The sequence below is a fragment of the Methylobacterium sp. J-092 genome, from assembly GCF_022829325.1.
GTDB lineage: Bacteria > Pseudomonadota > Alphaproteobacteria > Rhizobiales > Beijerinckiaceae > Methylobacterium.
This window is the reverse complement of sequence record NZ_JAKSXU010000055.1, coordinates 1-23,640: the sequence shown is the minus strand read 5'-3', so window position 1 is coordinate 23,640 and position 23,640 is coordinate 1. Positions and strand designations below refer to the sequence as shown.

Below are 23,640 nucleotides of genomic sequence, written 5' to 3'. Positions count from 1 at the left end.
GTTCCTCCGTCGGGCCGAGCCTCTTTCGGGCCGCCCGTCGAGGGGCCTCTTAACAGCAGGGCCGGGGCCGAGGCCAGCCGGCGGGGCTTTTCGCCGTCGGCGGACGCCGCGATCGGGCACGGAACGCAGCTTGCGGGGCGGGAGGCGGCCCTTCGCGATTTTCGCCCGGCGCCGGTTGACGCGGCGCCGACCTTGGCGGCCCATTCCACCGCCCGGGCCGTGAGCGCGGCCTCACCAACTTTCCTCGGAGCGACGATGCGCCTGGATCGAACGGACGGCAGCCCTGGCCCGACGCGGACGGCTGGGTCGCACCGCAGGCCGGCCCGGGCCGTCGCGGCGATGCTCGCGATCCTCGCCCTCGCGATGCCGGCCCGAGCGGCCTCGATCGCGCCCGCGGTGGCCGAGCACGGCATGGTCGTGACCGCGCAGCACCTCGCGACCCAGGTCGGCGTCGACGTGCTGAAGCGCGGCGGCAATGCCGTCGATGCGGCGGTGGCCGTCGGCTACGCGCTGGCGGTGGTCTACCCGGCCGCGGGCAACCTCGGCGGCGGCGGCTTCATGACCGTCCAGCTCGCCGACGGGCGCCGGACCTTCCTCGATTTTCGCGAGAAGGCGCCCCTGGCCGCGACCCGCGACATGTACCTCGACAGGGATGGGAACGTCATCAAGGGCCTGAGCGTCAGCGGCCCCCTCGCCGTGGCGGTGCCGGGCACCGTCTCCGGCCTGGAGACGGCGCGCGAGACCTACGGGACGATGGCCCGCGCCGAGCTGATCGCCCCGGCCATCGCCTACGCCGAGGGCGGCTTCGTCCTCGAGCAGGGCGACGCCGACATGTTCGCCATCGCCACCCCGGACCTGCGCAGGGATCCGGCCTCCGCCGCGATCTTCGTCGACGGCGATGCGCCGTTCCGGGCCGGCCGGACGCTCAAGCAGAAGGATCTCGCGGGAACGCTCCGGACGATCGCCGAGCACGGCGCGGCCGGCTTCTACGGCGGCCCGGTCGGCAGCGCGATCGTCGCCTCCAGCCAGGCCGGCAAGGGCCTGATCGTCCAGGCCGACCTCGACCGCTACCGCACCCGCGAGCTGAAGCCGGTCGAGTGCGTCTATCGCGGCTACCGCGTGATCTCGGCCCCGCCGCCGAGTTCGGGCGGCGTCGTCATCTGCGAGATGTTGAACATCCTCGAAGGCTACCCCCTCGGCGATCTCGGCTGGGGTTCGGCGCAGGCGATCCACTACGAGATCGAGGCGATGCGGCACGCCTACGTCGACCGCAACAGCTACCTGGGCGATCCCGACTTCGTCAACAACCCGACCGCGCGCCTGACCGACAAGGCCTACGCGGCGACCATCCGGAGCGCGATCGATCCGGGCAAGGCCGGCGTGTCGAGCCGGCTCAAGCCGGGGGTGCCGCCGCACGAGGGCAGCAACACGACGCATTATTCCATCGTCGACGGCGCCGGCAACGCGGTCTCGGTGACCTACACCTTGAACGACTGGTTCGGCGCGCGCATCACCGTGCCCGGCACCGGCGTGCTGCTCAACGACGAGATGGACGACTTCACCGCCAAGGTCGGGGTCCCGAACATCTACGGGTTGGTGCAGGGCGAGGCCAACGCCATCGCGCCGGGCAAGACGCCGCTGAGCTCGATGAGCCCGACCATCGTGACCAAGGACGGCAAGCCCGTCCTCGTCACCGGCACGCCGGGCGGCAGCCGCATCCTCACCGTGGTGCTGCACAGCATCCTGAACGTCGTCGATTACGGCATGAACGTGCAGGAGGCGGCCGACGCGCCCCGCATCCACAACCAGTGGCTGCCCGACGTCACCAACGTCGAGCGGTTCGCGCTCTCGCCCGACACCCGCAGGATCCTCGAGGGCATGGGCCACCATTTCGCCGGGCCGCAGCCGGCCAACCACCTCGCCGCGATCCTGATCGGCGCGCCGGTGCTCGGCGGCAAGGCGGTCGGGGCGAACCGGTTCTACGGGGCGAACGACCCGCGCCGGAACACCGGCTTGGCGCTGGGCTACTGAGCGGCGCCCGACGCTGCCCCGTCCGCACACCGGGACCGAGAAAATCCGGCGACGTTTTCGTCGCTGGTGCGTTCCTGGAGGATGAACCCGACACCCGACGATTGGGATCAGCGCGTCGCGCACCTCTCCCAAAAGCTGCCCGCGCCGCTGCAGCGCGCCGTCGGCTGGCTGCGCGAGCCGTCGCGCCTGTGGCTGCGGGTGGGGGCCGCGCTGCTGCTCATCCTCGGCGGGATCTTCTCGATCCTGCCGGTGCTCGGCCTGTGGATGCTGCCGCTCGGCCTCGCGCTTCTGGCGCAGGACGTGCCCTGGCTGAAGGTGCCGCTGGAGAAGGCCGCCCGCTGGATCGAGAGGACCTGGGCCGCCCTCGTCGCGTGGTGGCGGCGTCAGAAGCGGTAGGTCAGGTTGCCCTTGGCGCCGTGGTCCTGGGCGCGGGCGCCGATCTGCCCGGCATAGGACAGGCCGACGGTGGTCGAGGGTAGGACGATCCAGCTCAACCCGGTCTCGAGCAGCACGGCGCTGCGGTCGACCGGCGCGCCGCGGGTCAGCGCCGAGACGCCGCCGGCATTGAAGGCAAGCAGCGCGTTCGGGGTGACGTCGCCGAAGGCGCCGCGATACCCGACGAGGCCGCGCAGCAGCATTGGCAGGCCGCCGACGAAGCCGTCGATCCGCGCCTCGGCCCGCACGCCCGCGGTCGCGGTGGACACGGTGGCGTCGCGCGCCGCGCCGGTGAGCGCCGCTGCGCCGCCGGTCTCGGAAAAGGCGTCCTGCCCGACGCGGATCACCGCACCGCCGGCGAAGGGCTCCAGCGTCAGGCCGGCGAGGTCCATGCGGTAGCCGATTTCGCCGAAGCCCTGCGCGACGCTGCCGCCGTAAGAGGCGCGGGCGCTGTCGCGAAAGCCGGCGAACGCGATATCGCGCCGGGTCTCGGTGTCGCTGATGCCGTAGAGGCCGCCGATCCGCAGGTCGAGCGCGCCGAGGCCGATGCCGGCATAGACCGACCCGAACCCGGTCTGGACGTTGCCGCTCGACATGCGCAGCGGGATGTCGAGGGCGGTGTCGGTGTAGCCGGCGGCGGCGCCGACGCGGATCAGGTCGCTCGCGGCGACGTCGCCGCCGATCACGAGGCCGCCGGTGTTGCGCTGGAGGGCGGCGGCGTTGCCGTCCGAGCCGGTGCGCCCGAAGCTGCCGAAGCCCTGGCCCCACAAGCCGACGATCCGCTGGTCGAGGCCGCCGGGGCCGAGGCCCGTGCCGCATTCGGGCATGGAGTTCAGCGGCACCCGGGCGATCGGTGCACGCTCTATCGGCAGGCCGGGCGCGGCCGGCGTGCAGGTGAGGCCGGCGCCGTCCGACCAGCGCATCCGATCGAGGATCGCCTCGCGCACCAGCCCGCCGGACTCGACGAGCGCGGTGACCGCGCTCGCGTGGACCTCGCCCGAGAGCGCGTCGAAGGCCTGCCGGGCCTGGGCGGCGGAAAGCGGGCCGACCGCGTCGTAGACCGCCTGGCCGGCACCGAGCGACTGCGCGCGCCGGCCGGCGGCGACGCCGTTCACCGTCGCGCCGGCGGTGTCGAAGCCGAGGTCGTTGCGGGTCAGGTGCAGCTGCACCGCGTCGTCCGCGTAGGTCAGCGACGGCGTCAGGAAGGCGAAGTTGGAGGTGACGGCGGCGAACTGCCCCTGCACGCCGCCCGCTGCCTTGAGGATCGTGTAGGTGGTGTTGGCGCTGTAGGCGCCCGCCTGCGCCTGCACGTCGACGAGGCCGCCGCGCAGGGTCGCGACGCCGCCCGCCGCGATCCGGTCGCTGTTGCCGGCCGCATCCGCCTTCACCTGGAAGATCGAGCCTGCCTCGAACAGCACGTTGCCGTTGGCCGACAGCGTGCCGATCCCGTCGTAGCCCGGCGCCGCGCGGCCGCCGCTGCGGACGCTGAGGCCGCCGAGCGTGCCGATGCCCTCGATCGTCGCGCCGGAGGCGACGCCGACATCGGCTGCGCCGAGGTCGCCGCCGACCCGCAGGCGGCCTTCCGCCACCGTCACGCCGCCGGCGAACGGGCTGTCGCCGGTGAGGTCGAGGCGGCCGGCGCCGGTCTTCACGACGGTGCCGGTGCCGTCGATCGTGCCGGAAAACAGCGCGTCGGTGCCGTTCGAGCCGGCGGTGAGGGTGGCTCCGCCCAGCGAGACCCGACCGTCGCCGTTCAGCGCGGCGACGCTCTGGTCGTAGCCGGCGAGGTCGAAGGTCCCGGCACCGGCGACGAGGAGCGCGCTGCCCGCGGGGAGGGCGCCCGCGATGCCGGCGCGCAGGGTCCCGTTGGTGACCGAGGTGGTTCCGGCGTAGCTGTTGGCCTGGGTCAGCAGGACGGTGCCGTCGCCGCTCTTGGCGAGCGTCCCGGGGCCCGACAGCACCGCGTCCACGGTGCCGCTCTGCAGGCTATAGATCGCGCCGCGCAGCATGCCGTTGCGGATCGTGCCGGCGGTGAGCACCACCGGGCCGGCGCTGGAGGCGGTGCCGCCGAGATCGAGCGTTCCGCCCCCGACCACGAGGGCCGCGTCCGCCGCGCCGAGACGACCGCTCCCGGTCAGCTGCAGCGTGCCGCCATCGACGCGGGTGCCGCCGGAGAAGTCGTTGGCGCCGGACAGCGTCACGGTGCCGGCGCCGGTCTTCACCAGCGGCCCGGGGCCGGTCAGCGCGGCCTCGATGCCGCCGGACTGCACGTCGTAGACCGAGCCGCGCAGCGTCCCGTCGGCGATGGTGCCGCCGGTGAGCCGCACCAGCCCGACGGCCTGGGTCGTGCCGCCGAGGTCGAGCCGCCCGCCCGAGACCAGCAAGGCGCCGTCGGTCGCGCCGAGCGTTCCGGGCGCGGAAGTCGCGAGCGTGCCGGCCAAGAGGCTGGTGCCGCCGGCATAGGTGTTGGCGGCCGAGAGCAGGACGCGGCCGGTGCCGGCCTTCGACAGGCCGCCGGGACCGACGACCGGGCTCGCCAGCGTCGCGTCGTCCGGCCCGTCGCAGGCGAGGCCCGTCGCGGTCGCCACGCAGGCCGCACGGGCCGGATCGGGCGCCGCCATCGACGCTGCCCCGAGGATCAGCGGCAGCACCGCCGTCGTGGCGAGGAGGCGACGGCGCGGCGGGCAGGATACGAGGTGCGGCATGCGGCCCATCCGAAGGCGCGAAGAGACGATCCGGCGATCGCGCGACGGCGCGGTCGTCGGTCCGGTGCCGGGAACGACGGCACGGGGCGGCGGTGAAGACAGGGGCCAGGAGGCCGGGAAACGATTAACGCGACCTCAACCATGCCGAAGAAAAAACAATCGAGGGTTGTTTTTCGGGCTTGGCCGGACGATCCGACGGCGGCGAGGCGCGCTTAGACATCGCCGCGGGCGCGGGTTAGGAGGATCGCATCCCCAGCCGAGGCTCCATGAGCAAGCCGAAACCCCTGACCAGCGCGATCCTCGACCCGGAGAAGCGGGCCGACGACGTCGATCAGACCATCCGTCCGCTGAGCCTGTCCGAGTTCATCGGGCAGCGGGCGGCGCGCGCTAACATGGAGATCTTCATCCAGGCGGCGAAGATGACCGGCCAGGCGCTCGACCACGTCCTGTTCGTCGGGCCGCCTGGCCTCGGCAAGACCACCCTGGCGCAGATCGTGGCGCGCGAGCTCGGCGTGAACTTCCGCTCGACCTCCGGGCCGGTGATCGCCAAGGCCGGGGATCTGGCGGCCCAGCTCACCAACCTCGAAGAGCGCGACGTGCTCTTCATCGACGAGATCCACCGCCTCAACCCGGCGGTGGAGGAGATCCTCTATCCGGCGATGGAGGATTACCAGCTCGACCTGATCATCGGCGAGGGGCCGGCGGCGCGCTCGGTCAAGATCGAGCTGCCGAAGTTCACGCTCGTCGGCGCCACCACCCGCGCGGGCCTGCTGACGACGCCGCTGCGCGATCGCTTCGGCATCCCGATCCGGCTCGAATTCTACGACATCGACGAGCTGCAGCTCATCGTCAGCCGCGGCGCGCGGGTGCTCGGGCTCGGCATGTCCGACGACGGCGCGAACGAGATCGCCCGGCGGGCCCGCGGGACCCCGCGCATCGCCGGCCGCCTACTGCGGCGGGTGCGCGACTTCGCCGTCGTCGCCGAGGCGCCGACCGTGACGCGGGCGATCGCCGACCGGGCGCTGAAGCTGCTCGACGTCGATCCCGTCGGCCTCGACGTGATGGACCGAAAGTACCTCACGATGATCGCGAAATCCTTCGGCGGCGGCCCCGTCGGGATCGAGACCATCGCGGCCGCGCTCTCGGAGCCCCGCGACGCGATCGAGGACATCATCGAGCCCTACCTGATCCAGCAAGGTTTCGTGATGCGCACGCCGCGCGGGCGGGTGCTGACGCAGCATGCCTTCAAGCACATGGGTTTCGCGATGCCCAAGCGCGATCCGATCACGCAGATCGGCCTTTTCGTCGAGGACGAGCCCGAGACCTAGTCCGTGTCGTCGCATTGCTGGAACGACCGTTCGAGAACGGGACACGAAGTTGCGTTTCATCGAGTTCCGCTGCGGCGCAACGCCGTCGACGCATGCCGTTCCACCGCTTCAGCTATGCCGCTTGGGCATAGGACGTGGTTCGGAAACTTGTCACATGCCATCGCCATAAAACAACCAAGGCATTGAAAGCAATCAGAAAATCTATGTTCCGCGGACCGCTTCACAACGCCGCGATGTCTTGGTTCGTCGGCTCAGCATGTGCAGGGAGCGTGGCTACGTAGTTCGCACGTGCGGAACGAGCGGCGATCCGACCCGTTGTGCCCGCAATCGCCTGGGGCCTCGACGCACCGGCGAACCACAAAGGATCGTTCTCCTATGAAGCGCACCGCCACCCTCGCCGTTCTCGGTCTCTCGCTCGCCGCGCTGACCGCCCCCGCTTTCGCCCAGGACGCCCTTCCCATCCGCGTCTCGCCGTTCGAGCGCGGCGTCGGCGCCGCCGGCACCGACACTCCCGAGTTCCGCGCCGAGGCCCTTCGCTCGGATGCCGTGAGCATCGAGTCGAGCCGCATCGCCCTGGAGCGTTCGCGCAACCCGCAGGTCCGGAACTACGCCAACCGCGTGATCACCGAGCGTGAGGCCACCACCAAGGCGCTCCTGCCCGAGGGTACGTCGCTGTCCTCCGGCGGCACCGTCGTCTCGGATCGCCAGGGCTTCGACACCCGCATCGACAACCCGGTGGGCCTCGTGCTCGCCCCGGTGACCATCGCCGCCAACCTTGGCACCAGCATCGTCGGCGGCGTCCTCGGCGGCGTCGGCATCATCGACAACAGCCCGACCGAGCCCGGCCGCCGCGTCGCGATCGGCCCGAACGGCCAGAACCGGATCGAGCGCCTGAAGTCGGCCCGCAACGGCCGCGACTTCGACCGCACCTACATCGATCAGCAGGCCCGCTCGGACGCCCGCACCCTCGAGCTCTACGAGACCTACTCGCGCAACGGCGACAACGCCGCCGGCCGCCAGTTCGCCAACGAGGCGCTGCCCTACATCGCCAACGAGCACGGCCACTCGGCCTCGCTCGCCAACCGCATCGGCGGCTGATCCCGCTTCGGTATCGTCGAAACGGATTCACTGACGGAAGGGCCGCCCTGCGAGGGGCGGCCTTTTCGCGTTCGCGAGGGCCTCGTCCACTCCCTCCGCCCGCCATGCCGTCGCCATGTCTGCCCGTCATCCCGGAACCGCGCGGCCCCGCGATGACGGGAGGGTGGGGACGGACCCTCGTCCGATCCGTGCTCGACGGGACGTCGGCCCTTGCCACCGTCCCGCACCGCCCTCGGCAGCAGAAGGACCATCGAACCCGTGACGTCATCGATCGATGCCCACGCGCTGCCGGTGCGCGTCTACTACGAGGACACCGACTTCTCGGGCTTCGTCTACCACGCGAGCTACCTGCGCTTCATGGAGCGCGGGCGCACCGAGCTGCTGCGCGGGCTCGCGGGCGACCAGTCCGAGCTGCACCGGGAGGCGGACGGCCTCGTCTTCGTCGTGCGCCGCATGGAGATCGATTACCTGAAGCCGGCGCGGATGGACGACGTGCTCTCCATCGTCACCAGCACGCGCGAATTGCGCGGCGCCTCGATGCACCTGCACCAGGAGGTCTGCCGGGACGGCGTGGTCCTCGTCCGCGCCGAGGTGGTGGTCGCCTGCGTCCGCGCGGGCCGGGCGATCCGGCTGCCCGACGCCCTGCGCCGCGCTCTGGCCCCGGCAACCCTTCCTTAACCAACCCGCCCGCTTATGCGGTGGGAAAGCGACGCCCCGCGTGCACCGCACCCGGCCCTTACTTTCGACAGATTCGAACGCGATTCCCTTTGAATTCGCTCGATGATTTCGGATGGAGCGCGCTGGCCCGCCGGGTCGTCGCGCCGCCGCCGTCGAGACGTCCGAGGACCAAAGCCCATGAACCCCGCAGATGTGATGCAGGCCGCGCCCGTCGCCGACATGACGCTGCTCGGGCTGTTCCTCCAGGCCCACATCGTCGTCAAGTTCGTGATGATCGGGCTGCTCGGCTCCTCGATCTGGTGCTGGGCGATCATCGTCGACAAGACGCTGCTGTTCCGGCGCACCAAGGACGAGATGGATGCGTTCGAGGACGCGTTCTGGTCCGGCCGGTCCCTCGAGGAGCTGTATCGCTCGTTCAACGACCGCCCGGCCACCGGCCTCGCCGCGCTGTTCGTCGCCGCCATGCGCGAGTGGAAGCGCTCGTTCGAGGGCACCGGCCGGCAGATCCAGTCGCTGTCGCAGCGCATCGACAAGGTGCTGGACGTGACCATCCAGCGCGAGGTCGAGCGCCTCGAGGGCCGCCTGCTGTTCCTCGCCTCGATCGGCTCGGCCGGCCCCTATATCGGCCTGTTCGGCACGGTCTGGGGCATCATGACCGCTTTCACCTCGATCGCGGCCTCGAAGAACACCTCGCTCGCCGTCGTGGCGCCGGGCATCGCCGAGGCGCTGTTCGCCACCGCCATCGGCCTGTTCGCGGCGATCCCCGCCGTGCTCGCCTACAACAAGCTCCAGGCCACGGTCGCCAAGCAGCAGTCGCGCCTGGAAGGCTTCGCCGACGAGTTCTCCGCCATCCTGTCGCGCCAGATCGACGAGCGCCTGTCGCTCGCCGCCTGACCGAAATCCGCGAAGGGATCGACACATGAGCATGGCGGCGGGCGCGCAGGGCGGCGGCAAGCGGCGGCGGCGGGGACGCCGCGGCGGCGGCCCGATCAACGAGATCAACATGACGCCGTTCATCGACGTCGTGCTGGTGCTGCTGATCATCTTCATGGTGGCGGCCCCCATGATGACGGTGGGCGTGCCCCTCGACCTGCCGCAATCCAAGGCCTCGCCGCTGAACTCGGACACCAAGCCGGTCACGCTGTCGATCCGCCAATCGGGACAAGTCTTCCTCGGCGAGGACGAGCTGACCGACGACACCATCATCCCGAAGCTGACCCAGGAGGCCAAGTCCGGCTTCGAGGAGCGCGTCTTCGTGCGCGGCGACAAGCGGGTCGATTACGGCCGCGTCGCCCAGGTGATGGCGATCGTCACCGGCGGCGGCTTCAAGAAGGTGGCGCTCGTCACCGAGCCCGAGCAGCGGTAGCAGACCTGTGAGGCTTCCCTCCTTCCGCAGCGAACCGGGCTTCTGGGTCTCGGCCGGCACCCATGTCGGGCTGCTGGTCTTCGCCCTGTTCAGCGTCGCCGCGCCCGCGCTTCCCGAGGCGCAGGAGGGCGTGCCCGTCGAGGTGATCACCGAGAACCAGTTCTCGGAGCTGACCAAGGGCGAGCGCAACGCCGAGAAGCCGCTGTCGGACGCCAAGCCGCGGGCCGACAAGAAGGCCGAGAAGTTCGAGGAGAAGGAGCCGGAGAACGCCAAGGTCGATTCTCCGACCGCGCCGACGCGCACCAGCGACATGAAGCTCGCCAACGCCGACGAGATGCCGCTGCGCGTCAACGAGCCCGATCCCGCCGCCGAGACGGCGAAGGCCGCCAAGATGGCCAAGGAGAAGGCGGACGCCGAGAAGGCCGAAGCCGCCAAGGCCGAGGCCAAGGCGGAAGCGGCCAAGGCCGCGGCCGCGGAGAAGGCCGCCGCCGCGAAGGCCGAAGCGAAGGCCGCCGCCGAGGCCGCCAAAGCCGAAGCCGTGAAGCGCGAGCAGCTCGCCAAGCTGGTCGAGCGCGAGGAGGCCGAGGCGGCGGCCGCGGAAGCCAAGGCGAAGGCCGAAGCGAAGGCCAAGGCGGACGCGGCCAAGGAAGCCGCGAAGGCCGCCGAGAAGGCGGCGGCCGCCAAGGCCGAAGCCAAGGCGAAGGCGGAAGCCGAGGCCGAGCGCCAGAAGGAGATCGCCGAGGCGAAGGCCGAGGAGGCCAAGGAGAAGGCGGAGGCCGCCGCCGCGGCGAAGGCCGAGGCCGCCGCCAAGGCGAAGGCGAAGGCGGTCGCCGACGCGAAGGCCAAGGCCGACGCCGAGGCGAAGGCGCGCAAGCAGGCCGAGCTGGCCGCCAAGTTCAATGCCGGCGACATCAAGTCGATCCTGGCCTCGAAGGCGCCGTCGCAATCGACCGGCGCCACCGGCCACGAGGTCCAGCGCACGGCCTCGCTCGGCGCCGCCACCGGCACCGCCCAGCGCCTGTCGCCGTCGCTGCGCGACGCGCTCGTCGGCATGCTGCAGCAGCAGATCGAGCGCTGCTACTCGGCGCCTCCGGGCGCCGCCCAGGGGGTGGTGCTGCCGGTGCTCGACATCCGCCTGAACGCCGACGGCTCGCTCTCGACCGAGCCGCGGATCATGCGCGGCGGATCGAGCTCGGTCGACCAGTCGATCGCGCAGGCGGCGTTGCGTGCGGTGCGCCGCTGCGCGCCCTACAAGATCCCGGCGCAGTACCAGCCCTATTACAACGACTGGAAGGCGATCAACGCGGAGTTCGAGTTCACCGCGACCTGACCGCCGACGCCGCCTTGACGACCTGACGCCAGGACCTCGCCGGCACCCGTTCCAACGCTCCCGGACCAGACCCATGCTGCATCGATCGCTCACCCGGGCCCGGCACGTGCCCGCCGCCCTCTATGGCCTCGCGCTGCTGCTGCTGGCGACGCTCGGCCTCGCCGCGCCGGCGCAGGCCCAGCTTCAGCTCCGCATCGGCGGCGGCGCGTTCCAGCCGATGCCGATCGCGGTGACCGACTTCTCGGGCGACCCGAACCTCGGCGGCCTCGTCTCGAGCGTGGTGACGAACGATCTGCGCCGCTCGGGCTACTTCGTGCCGCTGGAGAAGGGCCGCTTCCCGGAATCGCCGAACTTCGATGCCGCCCCCGGCTTCGAGAAGTGGCGCGCCGCGGGCGTGCAGGGCCTCGTTACCGGCCGCGTCTCGCGCGACGGCTCCGGCCGGCTGAAGGTTGAGTTCCGCCTGTGGGACGTCACTTCCGGCCAGCAGATCACCGGCCAGCAATACGGCACCGACGCCGCCAACGCGCGCCGCGCCGGCCACCTGATCTCGGACAGCGTCTACACCAAGATCACCGGCCTCGGTCCGTGGTTCGACAGCCGCATCGCCTTCGTCGACGAGTCCGGCCCGAAGGAGAACCGCCGCAAGCGCCTGATGGTGATGGACCAGGACGGCGCCAACGTCCGCGCGCTCACCACCGGCGAGAACGCCATCGTCGCGCCGCGCTACTCGCCCGCGACGCAGGACATCGCCTTCATGGCCCAGGCCACCGGCCACCAGCCGCGGGTGCAGGTGATCAACCTCGAGACCGGCAGCCGGACGGCGATGGGCAACTTCGACTCGATGAGCGCGAGCCCGCGCTTCTCGCCCGACGGCCGCCGCCTCGTGATGAGCGTGCAGCAGGGCGGCAACGCCGACATCGTCACCATGGACATCGCCTCGAAGGCGCAGCATTCGATCACCAACGGCAACGCCATCGACACCTCGCCGACCTACTCGCCGGACGGCGGCCAGATCGTGTTCGAATCCGACCGCGGCGGCTCGCAGCAGGTCTACGTGATGGGCGCCGACGGCTCGAACCCGCACCGGATCTCGTTCGGCGAAGGCTCGGCCTCGCAGCCGGCCTGGTCGCCGCGCGGGGACCTGATCGCCTTCACCCGCCAGCGCAAGGGCGGCTTCGCGATCTGCGTGATGAAGCCCGACGGCTCGGGCGAGCGCGTGCTCACCGAGGGCTTTCACAACGAGGGCCCGACCTTCGCGCCGAACGGGCAGTACGTGCTGTTCTTCCGCGACCCCGGCGGCCAGGGCGGCGGCAAGCTCTACATGGTCGACATCACCGGCAAGGTGGAGGCGCCGGTCCCGACGCCGTCCTACGCCTCGGACCCGACCTGGTCGCCGCTGCTCTCGGGGAAGTAGGCCTCGGCCCCGGGGCCACCTACCGGACGGGCTCGACCGCATCGCCCCGACCCTCCGTCGCGAGGGCGTCCCGGGCAAGCGCGGCTGCGCGATCGCGCAGCGCGGCGCGTTCGGCCTGGCCGGCATCCCGCCGCGACGGGACCGGATCGGAAGTCAGCGGCGTCGCTCGCTAGGCGAGGCCGATCGGTTCGCAGCTGACCGTCCGACGGGCTCGATCGACGGCCGAATGCCTGATCAACCTGCCATTATCCCTTCGCGGCGCCTGAACGCATGCAGAAGGGATAATCGGTCGCGCAGCAGCGTTGAGGACGCCACGTGACGGGCGTCGTCCGTTCCAGGCCCCCGATCCGTCGACGGCCGCACGACGGGTCCGCCTCAGCCCCGCTTCTGCGCCTTCGTGTAGCTGCCGATCGCGGCCTGGCAGTTCGGCGACAGGCTGGCGCGGTTCTGCTTGAAGCAGGCATGCACCTCGGGGCTGTCCGGGGCGAACTCGCTGCACAGGGCGAGGTAGTCGCCGGTGCAGTTCTGCTTCAGCGCGGCGCGGTCGGGCACGGCCGACGCGTTCGGCGCGGCGAGCGCGGCGGTGGTGGTGAGGGCGAACGCAACAACGGTACGGACGAGCAAAATCTTCTTCCTCCACGAACCCGGACCAGCCGGGCGGCCGTCCGTAGAGCAGCGCATCCTGGCCGGAATGGGTTAGCTTGGCCGTTTGCCGTCGGTCGCCGGCCTCACCCCTCGCGCAGCAGGCGGTCGCGGGCCCGCAGGGCCGGGAAGATCCGGCCCCACAGCACCGCGACGAGCACCGTCGCGGCGCCGCCGACGACCACCGCCGGCACCGCGCCGATGAGCGCCGCGACCGAGCCGGACTCGAACTCGCCGAGCTCGTTCGAGGCGCCGATGAAGACGGTGTTCACGGCCGAGACCCGGCCGCGCATCGCGTCCGGCGTCTCGCCCTGCACGAAGGTCTGGCGGACGTAGACGCTGATCATGTCGGCCGCGCCCGTGACGAACAGGCAGGCCATCGACAGCGGCAGCGAGGTCGAGAGCCCGAACACGATGATGGCGAGGCCGAACACCGCCACGGCGCGCAGCATCCGCACGCCCGCATGGCGCCGCAGCGGCCGGTAGGCGAGCACGATCGCCATCAGCACGGCGCCGGCGGCCGGCATGCTGCGCAGCGCGCCGAGGCCGAGCGGGCCGACATGCAACACTTCGGCGGCGAAGATCGGCAGCAGGGCGGTGGCGCCGCCGAGCAGCACCGCGAACAGGTCGAGGCTGATCGCGCCGAGCACCACCGGGTGCGCGCGGATGTAGCCGATCCCGGCCGACAGCGTTGCCCAGGTCACCGGCGGCCGCTCCGTGACCGCCGCCGGCCGATAGCGGATCGCCGTGGTCGCGAGCGCCGCCAGCGCGAAGCTGGCCGACGCCGATCCGAACACGACCATCGGCCCGAGCGCGTAGAGGAAGCCCCCGAAAGCCGGCCCGAGCACCGACGCGCTCTGCCAGAGCGAGGCGTTCCAGGCGATCGCGGCGCCGAAGAGGTCGCGCGGCACCAGCGTCGGCAGCAGCGCCTGCAGGGCGGGGTTGGCGAAGGCGCGCGCCGTCCCGATCAGCACGACGAGCCCGTAGACCGGCCACACCGCGCTCGCGCCGCTCCAGGCATAGGCGAGAAGCGCCGCGCTCGTCGCCGCCTGCACCGCGAAGGCCGCCGCCGCCACGAGGCGGCGGTCGTAGGTGTCGGCGACGTGCCCGGTGATCAGCGCGGCGAGCATCGCCGGCAGGAAGCCCGCCAGGCCGACGAGCCCGAGCGCCCAGGCCGAGCGGGTCAGGTCGTAGACGAACCAGCCGACGGCCACGGCCTGCATCTGGTAGGCGAGACCGGTCAGGAAACGGGAGATCCCGAACAGGCGGAAATCGCCGTTGCGGAAGACGGTCCAGCCGGATTGCGCGTGCTCGGGCATCGCCAGCGTCGTGGCGGCCGAACGAGGCCCGGTCAAGCTGCGGCCGGACCGAGCGCAGGGCGTTCGCCGGCGCCGCGCGATCGGTCGGATGCGTCCGGAACGCCCGATTCCGATATTCCGGCTGAGCTTGCAGCCTGAAACAACCGGAACGTGTTGCCGACAAGAAAGACCGCAACGCGCTCGACGACCTCGATGCGTCCCGAAGTTCGTCAATGGGCGGCGCGAGCAAGCAGTCGTGTCCTGCTAAAAGTCGCGGTGGATCAAATTTTAAGCCTCGCCTGCCAAGCTAATAGTCATGTCGCGCGCCGCGGGGTACTGACGATGACGATTTTCAACCAGAAGATGAGCGCCCTGATCGATTCGATCGATCGGTCTCAGGCGCGGATCGTTTTCGGCCTCGACGGGCGGATCATCGACGCGAACGCGAACTTCCTGACCCTGTTCGGGTATACGCTTTCGGAGATCCGAGGCGCGCATCACGGGATCTTGATGGAGCGCAGCGAGCGCGAGAGCGCGGCCTACCGCGCCTTCTGGGAAGCCCTGGCCCGCGGCGAGACCCAGGCCCGCTCGTTCAAGCGCGTGGCGAAGGACGGTCGCGAGATCTGGCTGCAGGCATCCTACAATCCCGTGCTCGATCGGCGGGGCCAGCCGGTGCAGATCGTGAAGCTCGCCACCGACATCACCGCCGAGACCATGGCCGCCGCGACCAGCCAGGGCCAGATCGACGCGATCAACCGCTCCCAGGCCGTGATCCACTTCACCCTCGACGGGACCGTCACCGACGCGAACGCGAACTTCCTCACGACGATGGGCTACCGGCTCGACGAGATCAAAGGCCGCCACCATCGGATCTTCGTCGACGCGGCCGAGGCCGATTTCCCGGCCTACGCCGCGTTCTGGAAGGCGCTGGCCGGAGGCACCTTCCAGGCGGGCGAGTTCCGCCGCATGGGCAAGGGCGGCAACGAGGTCTGGATCCACGGCGCCTACAACCCGATCCTCGATCGCGACGGCCGCCCCTTCGCGGTCGTGAAGTTCGCCACCGACGTGACCGCCCAGGTGCACGAGCGCCGCCGCCGCGCCGAAGGCCAGCGCCTGATCGAGGTCGACCTCGGCCACATCATGCAGGAGATGTCGGGGGTGAGCCGGCAGTCGACGGAGACCGCGCGCGCGGCCGCCGAGACCTCCGGCAACGTCCAGGCGGTCGCCGCCGGCGCCGAGGAGTTCTCGACCTCGATCGAGGAGCTGACGCGGCACGCGATCGACGCCAAGACGGCCTCCGACGAGGCGGTCGGCCGCTCCGACGAGGCGCGCACCATCATCTCCGGGCTCACCGCCTCGGCCGAGCGGATCGGCAGCGTGATCACCACGATCCGCACCATCGCCGACCAGACCAACCTGCTGGCGCTCAACGCGACGATCGAGGCCGCGCGGGCCGGGCAGGCCGGCCGCGGGTTCGCCGTCGTCGCCGCCGAGGTCAAGGCGCTGGCGACGCAATCCTCGCGCGCGACCGAGGAGATCGGCAAGCAGGTCACGGCCGTCCAGGAGGCGACCGCGGAGGCGGTGCGGGCGATCGAGCTGGTCGGGCAGACGATCGGGCAGGTCAGCCACATCTCGCTCAGCGTCTCCTCCGCGGTGACGCAGCAGGCGGCGGTGACGCGCGACATGTCGGTCAACATGCAGAACGCGGCCGAGAGCGTCCAGCGCGTCCGGCTGAACATGGACGGGATCGCGGAAGCCTCGCGGACGGTGGACGGCCGCGTCCAGGCGGTGGCGGAGGCGGCGCGGGCCCTCGGCTGACGGAAAGCGGCCTACTCGGCCGCCTCGGAGTCGCGCGCCGACGGCATCGTCGGCGCGACGATCGGGAAGCTGCAGCTGACGCAGGTGCCGGCCCCGGGCCGCGAATCGAGCGACACTCGGCCGCCGTGCAGCTCGACGAAGGAGCGCACGATCGACAGGCCGAGGCCGACGCCGCGGTGGCGGGTGCCCAGCGTGTGGCTCTCGAAGCGGTCGAACACGTGGGCGGCGATCTCCGGCGGCATGCCGCGGCCCTGGTCGCGCACGCTGAGCACGAGGTCGCCCGCATTCCGCCGCGCCCGAACGGTGATGCTCTGGCCGGCGCTGGAGAAGCCGACCGCGTTCGACATCAGGTTGAACAGGATCTGGCGCACGCGCTTGCCGTCAACGAACACGCTGCCGATGTCGTCGGGCACGTCGAGGACGAGGTTCAGATCGGATTCCGCGAGGCGGTCCTCGATGCCGAGTAGGGCTGCCTCGACGGTCGCCTGGACGTCGACGGTCTCGCGCTGAAGCTCGAGCGAGCCGGCATCGATCGAGGCGAGGTCGAGGATGTCGTTGATGATCACCAGCAGCGCCCCCGACGAGCGCATGATGTGCTCGGAATACTCGCGCTGGCGCGCGTTGAGGGCGCCGACCGTCTCGTCGCCGAGCAGCTGGGTGAAGCCGATGATGTTGGTCAGCGGCGAGCGCAGCTCGTAGGAGACGTGGTGGACGAAGGTGTCGCGCAGCTGCGCCGCCTTCTCCAGCGCGTCGTTCTTCTCGGTCAGCGCCCGCTCGACGTTCACGCTCGCGGTCACGTCGATCAGGGTGATCAGCGTCGCGCCCTCGGGCAGGGGCTGGGCGGCGCAGTCGAGCACGGTGCCGTCGACCATCTCGAGCTTGCAGGCGAGGCCGGTGCGGGACTCGAGCCCGACCACCGCGTCGCGGATGTCGAGCCAGGGCTCGTCGGCCGGCGCCAGCACGCGGCACGCCTCGATCACCGCCTCGACGTGCGGACGCGCCTCCAGCGTCTCGGGGTCGAGGCGCCAGGCGGTGGCGAAGGCGCGGTTGGCGAAGGTGAGGCGGCCGTCGGCGCCGAAGACCGCCACCGGCTCCTTGAGGGTGTCCAGCGTCTCGGCCTGCACCCGCATCAGCGCGTTGTAGCGGGATTCGAGCTTCATCCGGTCCGAGACGTCGTCGAACAGGTAGGTGAGGCCGCCCTGCGGGTTCGGCTCGGCCAGCACGCGCAGCGTGCGGCCGTCGGGCAGGTACCACCAGGCGGGGTTCGCCTCGGCCGAGCGGTAGGCCGCGAGCACGCCCTGCTTCCAGCTGCGGAAGTCGGCATGCTCCTCCAGCTTCCGCTGGGCGCGGAGATGGTCGAGGATCTCGCCGTCGAGCGGGCGCCCGTCGAGGAAGCCCTGGTCGAGCTCCCAGAGCTGGCGGTAGGCGGCGTTGTGGAAGATCAGGCGCTGCCCGGCATCGAACATCGCCACCGCGGTCGGCAGCTGGTCGAGGGTGCGCACGTTCGCATCCATCTGGCGCTGCAGGTCGGCGCGGACGCTCTCGAGCTCGGAGACGTCGACCGCGATCCCGACCCGCCCGCCCTCCAGGGCGGTCTCGGTGACGTCGAGGATGCGGCGGCCGCCGGCCACCACCGCCGACAGGCGCAACGCGGCGCGCTGGCCGGCGGGGCGGCGCTGGCCGTCCTCGCGGGCGATCATCTCGCGGGCCGGGCGGTCGAGCAGCTCGATCCCGGCCTGGATCGCGGATTCGCGGTTCGTGGCCTCGACCGCGGCGACGTAGGCGGTGTTGACCCAGGCGAGGCCGCCCTCGCGGTTGCGCCGCCAGACCGGCTGCGGGATCGCGTCGAGCAGGCCGGCCAGCGCCGACAGGCCGCGGCGGGCATCCTCGAGGGTCTCGCGCAGCTCCGAGATCTGGCGGCGATCCTCCGTGGTCTCGCGCAGGCGCAGCAGGACGCGCCCGGCCACCGCCTGGCCCTGCGCCTCGATGCTGCGGCCGGACTGGCTGCGCAGGGTGGTGCGGAAGCTCGTGCCCCGGATGCGCAGGGCCTCGACCGCGGTCTCGATCGCCTCGGCGTCGGTCGGCACCAGCCACGTGCCGAAGGCGAGGATGCGGCGGGCGGAGCCGATCGCGGGGCGCGTGCCGTCGAAGGCCAGCCCGACGTCGCCCTCGACCACCGGCTCGCTGCGCCCGTCCCAGGTCACGATGATCTGGCGCTCGGCGGCGAGCAGCATCTCGGCGCGGTCGTGGGCGCCGCTGAGCGCGTCGAGGGCCGCGGCCTGCTCGCGCTCCCGCCGGGTCCAGCGCGAGCGCTCGCTCAAATAGAGCAGGGCGACGATGGTCGCGAAGGCGACGAGGCCGCCGAAGATCGCGGCGGCCGCGACGTTGTGCATGTGCGAGCCGAATCCCCAGGCCGGAAGGTCGGCGCCCGCCGCGAGGGACGGAGCCGGGAGGCCGGTCGCGGCGGCGAAGAGAGCGCCGGCCCCGGCGATGCGCCGTGCCGCCCGATCGACCTCCATGATCCGTCCCGTCTCCCAAAACCGCCGGTCGGACCGACGCGAACGAATGCGTGGCGCATGCGGCGCCGGTTCCCCGCGCCCCGTTTCGGGGGGAGGGGAGACGCGACGACCTGACGACCTGCCGAACCGGGGGCAGTCTAACGCGTCGGGGATTTGCGCCGGAAGCGGAATTAGCTTGGCCGTAACCGTGGGTCGGCAGGTCGCGTGCGAACGACACACAGAAGACACAGTCCGGCCGGGCGGTGGTGCCTTGACAAACGAAGAGGGCCCGGCGCAACCGCCGGGCCCTCCTGTCTCGCATCGGTTCTGCCCGGCGCGTCCCCGCGCCGAGGGTCTCAGTAGCGGTAGTGGTCGGGCTTGAACGGGCCGTTCTCGGAAACGCCGATATAGGCGGCCTGGTCGGGGCGGAGCTTCGAGAGCTTCACGCCGATCTTCTCGAGGTGGAGCAGCGCGACCTTCTCGTCGAGCGCCTTCGGCAGGGTGTAGACCTGCTTCTCGTACTTGCCCGGGTTGGTCCAGAGCTCGATCTGCGCCAGCGTCTGGTTGGTGAACGAGGCCGACATCACGAAGGACGGGTGGCCGGTGGCGTTGCCGAGGTTCACCAGGCGGCCTTCCGACAGCAGGATGATGCGGTGGCCGTCGGCGAAGGTGATCTCGTCGACCTGCGGCTTGATGTTCGACCACTTGAGGTTCTTCAGGCCGGCGACCTGGATCTCGTTGTCGAAGTGGCCGATGTTGCAGACGATCGCCCGGTCCTTCATCGCCCGCATGTGGTCGAGGGTAATGATGTCCTTGTTGCCGGTGGCGGTGACGAAGATGTCGGCGCGGGGCGCCGCGTCTTCCATCGTCACGACCTCGTAGCCTTCCATCGCGGCCTGGAGCGCGCAGATCGGATCGACCTCCGAGACCAGCACACGGCAGCCGGCATGGCGCAGCGAGGAGGCCGAACCCTTGCCGACGTCGCCGAAGCCGGCGACCATCGCGACCTTGCCGGCCATCATCACGTCGGTGCCGCGGCGGATGCCGTCCACCAGCGACTCGCGGCAACCGTAGAGGTTGTCGAACTTCGACTTGGTGACCGCGTCGTTCACGTTGATCGCCGGGAAGAGCAGCTTGCCCTCCTTGGCGAGGTTGTAGAGGCGATGGACGCCGGTGGTGGTCTCCTCCGAGACGCCCTTGATCGCGTCGGCGAGACCGGCAAACCAGCCCTTCGGCTTCTCGGCGAGCTTCTTCTTCAGGAGCGCGAAGAAGATCTCCTCCTCCTCCGACTCGGGCTTGTCGAGGAAGGCGGTGTCGCCGTTCTCGGCGCGAAGGCCCAGGTGGACGAACATGGTGGCGTCGCCGCCGTCGTCGAGGATCATGTTCGGCGTTCCGCCGCCATGCCAGTCGAACAGCTTCGAGGTGTAGTCCCAGTACTCCTCAAGGGTCTCGCCCTTGATGGCGAAGACCGGGATGCCGGCGGCGGCGATCGCGGCGGCGGCGTGGTCCTGGGTCGAGTAGATATTGCACGAGACCCAGCGGATGTCGGCGCCGAGAGCCTTGAGCGTCTCGATCAGCACCGCGGTCTGGATCGTCATGTGCAGCGAGCCGGCGATCTTGGCGCCCTTGAGCGGCTGCGACGGGCCGTATTCCTCGCGGGTGGCCATCAGGCCCGGCATCTCGGTCTCGGCGATCGAGATCTCCTTGCGGCCGTACTCGGCCAGGCCGATGTCCTTGACGATGTAATCCTGGGCCATGTCGCTTCGCTCCGTGTCGCGGGTTGCCTCTCGCCGAGGCATCTAGCAGAGCGCCGGATACGAAGCAATCAAGACATAAAGATGTCTTTATGCGTTTTCGAACGGCTCCAGGCAGCCGGGCCGGCGGCTCAGCTCTTGAGGCGGTAGCCGGTGCGGAAGATCCAGGCGACGAGCCCGAGGCAGACCGCCAGGAACAGGCCGGTCATCGCCAGGCTGATGCCGATGGCGACGTCGGCCGTGCCGAAGAAGGCCCAGCGAAACCCGCTGATCAGGTAGACCACCGGGTTCGCCAGGCTGACGGTGCGCCAGAACGGCGGCAGCATCTCGATCGCGTAGAAGCTGCCACCGAGGAAGGTCAGCGGCGTCACGACGAGGAGCGGCACCAGCTGCAGCTTCTCGAAGCCGTCGGCCCACAGGCCGATGACGAAGCCGAACAGGCTGAACGTCACCGCCGTCAGCACCAGGAAGGCCATCATCCACACCGGGTGCTCGATGTGCAGCGGCACGAACAGCGCGGCGGTCGCGAGGATGATCAGCCCGATCAGGATCGACTTCGTGGCCGCCGCCCCGACATAGCCGAGCACCACCTCGACCGGCGAGATCGGCGCCGAGAGGATCTCGTAGATCGTGCCGGCGAAGCGCGGGAAGTAGATGCCGAACGAGGCGTTGGCGATGCTCTGGGTCAGCAGCGCGAGCATCACCAGTCCCGGCACGATGAACAGGCCGTAGGGCACGCCGTCCACGGTGCTCATCCGCGAGCCGATCGCCGCGCCGAACACCACGAAGTAGAGCGAGGTGGAGATCACCGGCGCCAGGATGCTCTGCATCGCCGTGCGCCAGAAGCGGCTCATCTCGAACCGGTAGATCGCGCGGATGGCCGGCCAGTTCATCGGTTTGCCTCTCGATGCCGACGCCCCGGGCGGCGACGCGCGTTCGCGCCTGCCGGCAGCCGGGGGATAAATGGTTCGGACCTCGCGGCGGCCGCGGTCATGCGCGTTCCCTGACGAGATCGACGAAGATGTCCTCGAGCGACGACTGGCTGGTGCGCAGGTCGCTGAACCGGATGCCGGCCGCGCCGAGATCGGTGAGCAGGCCGGTGATGCCGGTGCGCTCGCCCTTGGCATCGTAGGTGTAGACCAGATCCTGCCCGCCGGGGCCGAGCTCGAGGCCGCGGTCGGCGAGATCCGCCGGCAGCGCGGCGAGGGGGGCCAGCAACTGGAGGGTGAGCTGCTTGCGCCCGAGCTTGCGCATCAGCTCGGCCTTCTCCTCCACGAGGATGATCTCGCCCTTGCGGATCACGCCGATCCGGTCGGCCATCTCCTCGGCCTCCTCGATGTAGTGCGTGGTCAGGATCACGGTGACGCCCTGCTCGCGCAGGCGCCGCACCATGCGCCACATGTCCTGGCGCAGCTCCACGTCGACGCCCGCCGAGGGCTCGTCGAGGAACAGGACCTTGGGCTCGTGCGACAGCGCCTTGGCGATGAGTACCCGGCGCTTCATGCCGCCCGACAGGGTCATCAGCCGTGAATCGCGCTTCTCCCACAGGGAGAGGTCGCGCAGCACCCGCTCGATATGGCCGGGATCCTTCTTCAGGCCGAACAGGCCGCGGGTGAAGCTCACCGTGTTCCACACGCTCTCGAACGCGTCGGTGGTGAGTTCCTGCGGCACCAGCCCGATCGCCTTGCGCGCCCCGCGATAGCCTGAGGCGATGTCGTGCCCGTCGACCATCACGGTGCCGGTGCTCGGCGTGACGATGCCGCAGACGATGTTGATCAGGGTCGACTTGCCGGCGCCGTTCGGCCCGAGCAGCGCGAAGATCTCGCCGCGCGCGATCGCGAGGTTCACGGTCTTCAGCGCCGACAGGCCCGAGGCGTAGGTCTTCGACAGATTGTCGATGGAGATGATCGGCGACATCGCAGTCCGTGGAGGATGGCCCGCCCGGCAAGGCGAGGACGGTGTGCCCTATAGCATCTGTCGGTTGAGCAGCAGGCCGACCACCGGGCGGCCGACGCGCGCGGTGTCGAATGGCACCTCCTGCAGCTCCGATTCTCGAGGCGACGACATCGAGCGAGCGGCGATCCGCGTCACTCCCGTTTCGTGGACCGGATCCATCTTTTGGGCAGCGTCGCCCACCGTGCCTTCCCCCCGCAGAGGGGGGAGGGGAGGCGCACGCCTTCCCCGACATTCTTGCAAATTAGATCGACGCAGTCGTTGGGCGGAAGAGGGCACCAGCGCCATCATCGGCACTGGACCGCTTCGGTCTCTGGCACGTGAGCGAGGCGAGCGAAGGCACGCGCACGAAAAAGCCGCCCGGAGGCGGCTTGATCGGGCGGTCCTGCCCGGAAGGGTCAGGCCCGCATGCGGGTGCGGATCTCGCCGAGGCTCGAACGCACCAGCGCCTGGGCGGCCTCGCCCTGCATGCGCTCGCGCAGGATCGTCTCGGAGACCTTCACCGCGGCGTCGGCCGCTGCGGCACGGACCTCGGCCTGGGCCTTGGCCTCGGCCTGGGCGATCTTGGTCTCGGCCGACTTGGTGCGGCGGGCGATGAAGTCGTCGAGGCGCTGGCGGCCCTCGGCGGCGGCACGCTCGGCCTCGTCGCGGGCACTCGCGATGATGGTCTCGGCCTCGCGCTCCGCTTCCGCGCGGCGGCGCTTGTAGTCGGCCAGCACGGCGGCCGCCTCCTCGCGCAGGCGCTTGGCCTCGTCGAGCTCGTGGCGCACGCGGACGGCGCGGCCGTCGAGGCCCTTGGTCATGATCCCGAAGCCGCCGACCTTCCAGACGATCGCCATGAAGACGAGGAAGGCGACCGCGACCCAGAATTCCGCTGTCATCAACATGGTCGGTTCTTCCGTCTCAGTGCGCGGTCGCGGTGGAATCGAGGGCGCGGTCGAGGCTGGCCTGGTCCGGCGCCTGGCCCGTCAGCCGCTCGACGATCGCGGAGGCGGTCTCGCTGGCGATGGCGCGGACGTTGCCCATGGCTTCCTGCGTCCGGCTCTGGATCGTCGCCTCGGAGGCTGCGATCTTCTGGGTGAGCTCGGCCTCGAGCGCCTTGCGCTTGGTCTCGGCGGCGGCGGCGAGCTCGGTGCGGGTGCCCTGCGCGATCTCGCGGGCCTTGCCCTGCGCGTCGCGCAGCGACTTGGCGTAGGCCTCGCCGGCGGCGTCGGCTTCCGTCTTCATCGCCTGCGCCTGGTCGAGGTCGGCGGCGAGGCGCGCGGAGCGGTCGTGGAGAATGCCCTGGATGC

At 70.7% G+C, this 23,640-nt stretch carries 20 protein-coding genes; 10 read left to right on the top strand and 10 right to left on the bottom strand.

Translation table 11 applies throughout. The annotated features are described in order from the left end of the window. Positions 1 to 339: 339 nt before the first annotated feature. Together ggt and MKK60_RS04535 are read left to right on the top strand one after the other, a co-directional pair. Positions 340 to 2,031 (top strand): gamma-glutamyltransferase, encoded by a 1,692-nt coding sequence (gene ggt, locus MKK60_RS04540; protein WP_409567366.1) that lies wholly within the window; start codon positions 340 to 342, stop codon positions 2,029 to 2,031. Between the two features lie 81 nt (positions 2,032 to 2,112). Next, the gene (locus MKK60_RS04535) at positions 2,113 to 2,427 is read left to right on the top strand and encodes a hypothetical protein (protein WP_147728504.1); all 315 of its coding nucleotides are present in this window, start codon (positions 2,113 to 2,115) and stop codon (positions 2,425 to 2,427) included. Here the strand turns inward: MKK60_RS04535 and MKK60_RS04530 are convergent. Then, complete coding sequence (locus MKK60_RS04530) at positions 2,415 to 5,171, bottom strand: autotransporter domain-containing protein (RefSeq protein WP_243984072.1); 2,757 nt, start codon at positions 5,169 to 5,171, stop codon at positions 2,415 to 2,417. The two genes, MKK60_RS04535 and MKK60_RS04530, sit on opposite strands and share 13 nt — an antisense overlap. A gap of 266 nt (positions 5,172 to 5,437) precedes the next feature. Here MKK60_RS04530 and ruvB point away from each other — a divergent pair, with 266 nt between their 5' ends. The 7 genes from ruvB (at position 5,438) to tolB (ending at position 12,385) form a co-directional block, all read left to right on the top strand. Continuing rightward, complete coding sequence (gene ruvB, locus MKK60_RS04525) at positions 5,438 to 6,499, top strand: Holliday junction branch migration DNA helicase RuvB (RefSeq protein ID WP_147843182.1); 1,062 nt, start codon at positions 5,438 to 5,440, stop codon at positions 6,497 to 6,499. A 375-nt stretch (positions 6,500 to 6,874) separates the two neighbouring features. After that, the gene (locus MKK60_RS04520) at positions 6,875 to 7,597 is read left to right on the top strand and encodes a DUF4142 domain-containing protein (protein WP_147843183.1); all 723 of its coding nucleotides are present in this window, start codon (positions 6,875 to 6,877) and stop codon (positions 7,595 to 7,597) included. 258 nt (positions 7,598 to 7,855) lie between these two features. Then, positions 7,856 to 8,275 carry a tol-pal system-associated acyl-CoA thioesterase gene (gene ybgC, locus MKK60_RS04515; protein ID WP_409567364.1) on the top strand — a complete coding sequence of 140 codons (420 nt, stop codon included), beginning with the start codon at positions 7,856 to 7,858 and terminating at the stop codon, positions 8,273 to 8,275. Between the two features lie 177 nt (positions 8,276 to 8,452). Beyond that, the gene (gene tolQ, locus MKK60_RS04510; protein ID WP_243984071.1) at positions 8,453 to 9,169 is read left to right on the top strand and encodes a protein TolQ; all 717 of its coding nucleotides are present in this window, start codon (positions 8,453 to 8,455) and stop codon (positions 9,167 to 9,169) included. 25 nt (positions 9,170 to 9,194) lie between these two features. Then, the gene (locus tag MKK60_RS04505) at positions 9,195 to 9,641 is read left to right on the top strand and encodes an ExbD/TolR family protein (RefSeq protein WP_187274707.1); all 447 of its coding nucleotides are present in this window, start codon (positions 9,195 to 9,197) and stop codon (positions 9,639 to 9,641) included. A 7-nt stretch (positions 9,642 to 9,648) separates the two neighbouring features. Continuing rightward, complete coding sequence (gene tolA, locus MKK60_RS04500) at positions 9,649 to 10,971, top strand: cell envelope integrity protein TolA (RefSeq protein ID WP_147726883.1); 1,323 nt, start codon at positions 9,649 to 9,651, stop codon at positions 10,969 to 10,971. A gap of 73 nt (positions 10,972 to 11,044) precedes the next feature. Further along, positions 11,045 to 12,385, top strand: coding sequence for a Tol-Pal system beta propeller repeat protein TolB (gene tolB, locus MKK60_RS04495; RefSeq protein WP_243984070.1), 1,341 nt, complete (start codon positions 11,045 to 11,047; stop codon positions 12,383 to 12,385). 375 nt (positions 12,386 to 12,760) lie between these two features. On the opposite strand, the gene MKK60_RS04490 is transcribed toward tolB, so the two are convergent. Together MKK60_RS04490 and MKK60_RS04485 are read right to left on the bottom strand one after the other, a co-directional pair. Next, positions 12,761 to 13,009, bottom strand: coding sequence for a hypothetical protein (locus MKK60_RS04490; RefSeq protein WP_147726879.1), 249 nt, complete (start codon positions 13,007 to 13,009; stop codon positions 12,761 to 12,763). Between the two features lie 104 nt (positions 13,010 to 13,113). Then, on the bottom strand, positions 13,114 to 14,346 hold the full coding sequence (locus MKK60_RS04485; RefSeq protein ID WP_243934016.1) for an MFS transporter: 1,233 nt from the start codon (positions 14,344 to 14,346) through the stop codon (positions 13,114 to 13,116). Between the two features lie 321 nt (positions 14,347 to 14,667). Between MKK60_RS04485 and MKK60_RS04480 the strand changes: the two genes are divergently transcribed. Beyond that, complete coding sequence (locus MKK60_RS04480) at positions 14,668 to 16,143, top strand: PAS domain S-box protein (protein ID WP_243984069.1); 1,476 nt, start codon at positions 14,668 to 14,670, stop codon at positions 16,141 to 16,143. 11 nt (positions 16,144 to 16,154) lie between these two features. On the opposite strand, the gene MKK60_RS04475 is transcribed toward MKK60_RS04480, so the two are convergent. From MKK60_RS04475 to MKK60_RS04445, 7 genes are all read right to left on the bottom strand, one after another. Beyond that, positions 16,155 to 18,662 (bottom strand): PAS domain-containing sensor histidine kinase, encoded by a 2,508-nt coding sequence (locus MKK60_RS04475; RefSeq protein WP_243984068.1) that lies wholly within the window; start codon positions 18,660 to 18,662, stop codon positions 16,155 to 16,157. A 335-nt stretch (positions 18,663 to 18,997) separates the two neighbouring features. After that, a complete protein-coding gene (gene ahcY / locus MKK60_RS04470) occupies positions 18,998 to 20,398 on the bottom strand; it encodes an adenosylhomocysteinase (RefSeq protein ID WP_147727175.1) in 1,401 nt (466 codons plus the stop codon). A 128-nt stretch (positions 20,399 to 20,526) separates the two neighbouring features. Continuing rightward, positions 20,527 to 21,288 (bottom strand): ABC transporter permease, encoded by a 762-nt coding sequence (locus tag MKK60_RS04465; RefSeq protein WP_243984067.1) that lies wholly within the window; start codon positions 21,286 to 21,288, stop codon positions 20,527 to 20,529. 97 nt (positions 21,289 to 21,385) lie between these two features. Further along, positions 21,386 to 22,312 (bottom strand): ABC transporter ATP-binding protein, encoded by a 927-nt coding sequence (locus tag MKK60_RS04460; protein WP_243984066.1) that lies wholly within the window; start codon positions 22,310 to 22,312, stop codon positions 21,386 to 21,388. A 48-nt stretch (positions 22,313 to 22,360) separates the two neighbouring features. Next, positions 22,361 to 22,531, bottom strand: a complete 171-nt coding sequence (locus MKK60_RS04455; protein WP_243984065.1) for a hypothetical protein — start codon at positions 22,529 to 22,531, stop codon at positions 22,361 to 22,363. A gap of 215 nt (positions 22,532 to 22,746) precedes the next feature. Next, entirely contained in the window at positions 22,747 to 23,232 is a 486-nt protein-coding gene (locus MKK60_RS04450) for an ATP F0F1 synthase subunit B (RefSeq protein WP_187274714.1), read from the bottom strand. A gap of 19 nt (positions 23,233 to 23,251) precedes the next feature. Beyond that, positions 23,252 to 23,640: F0F1 ATP synthase subunit B' (locus MKK60_RS04445; protein ID WP_243984064.1), on the bottom strand; the 389-nt coding region annotated here is incomplete at its 5' end.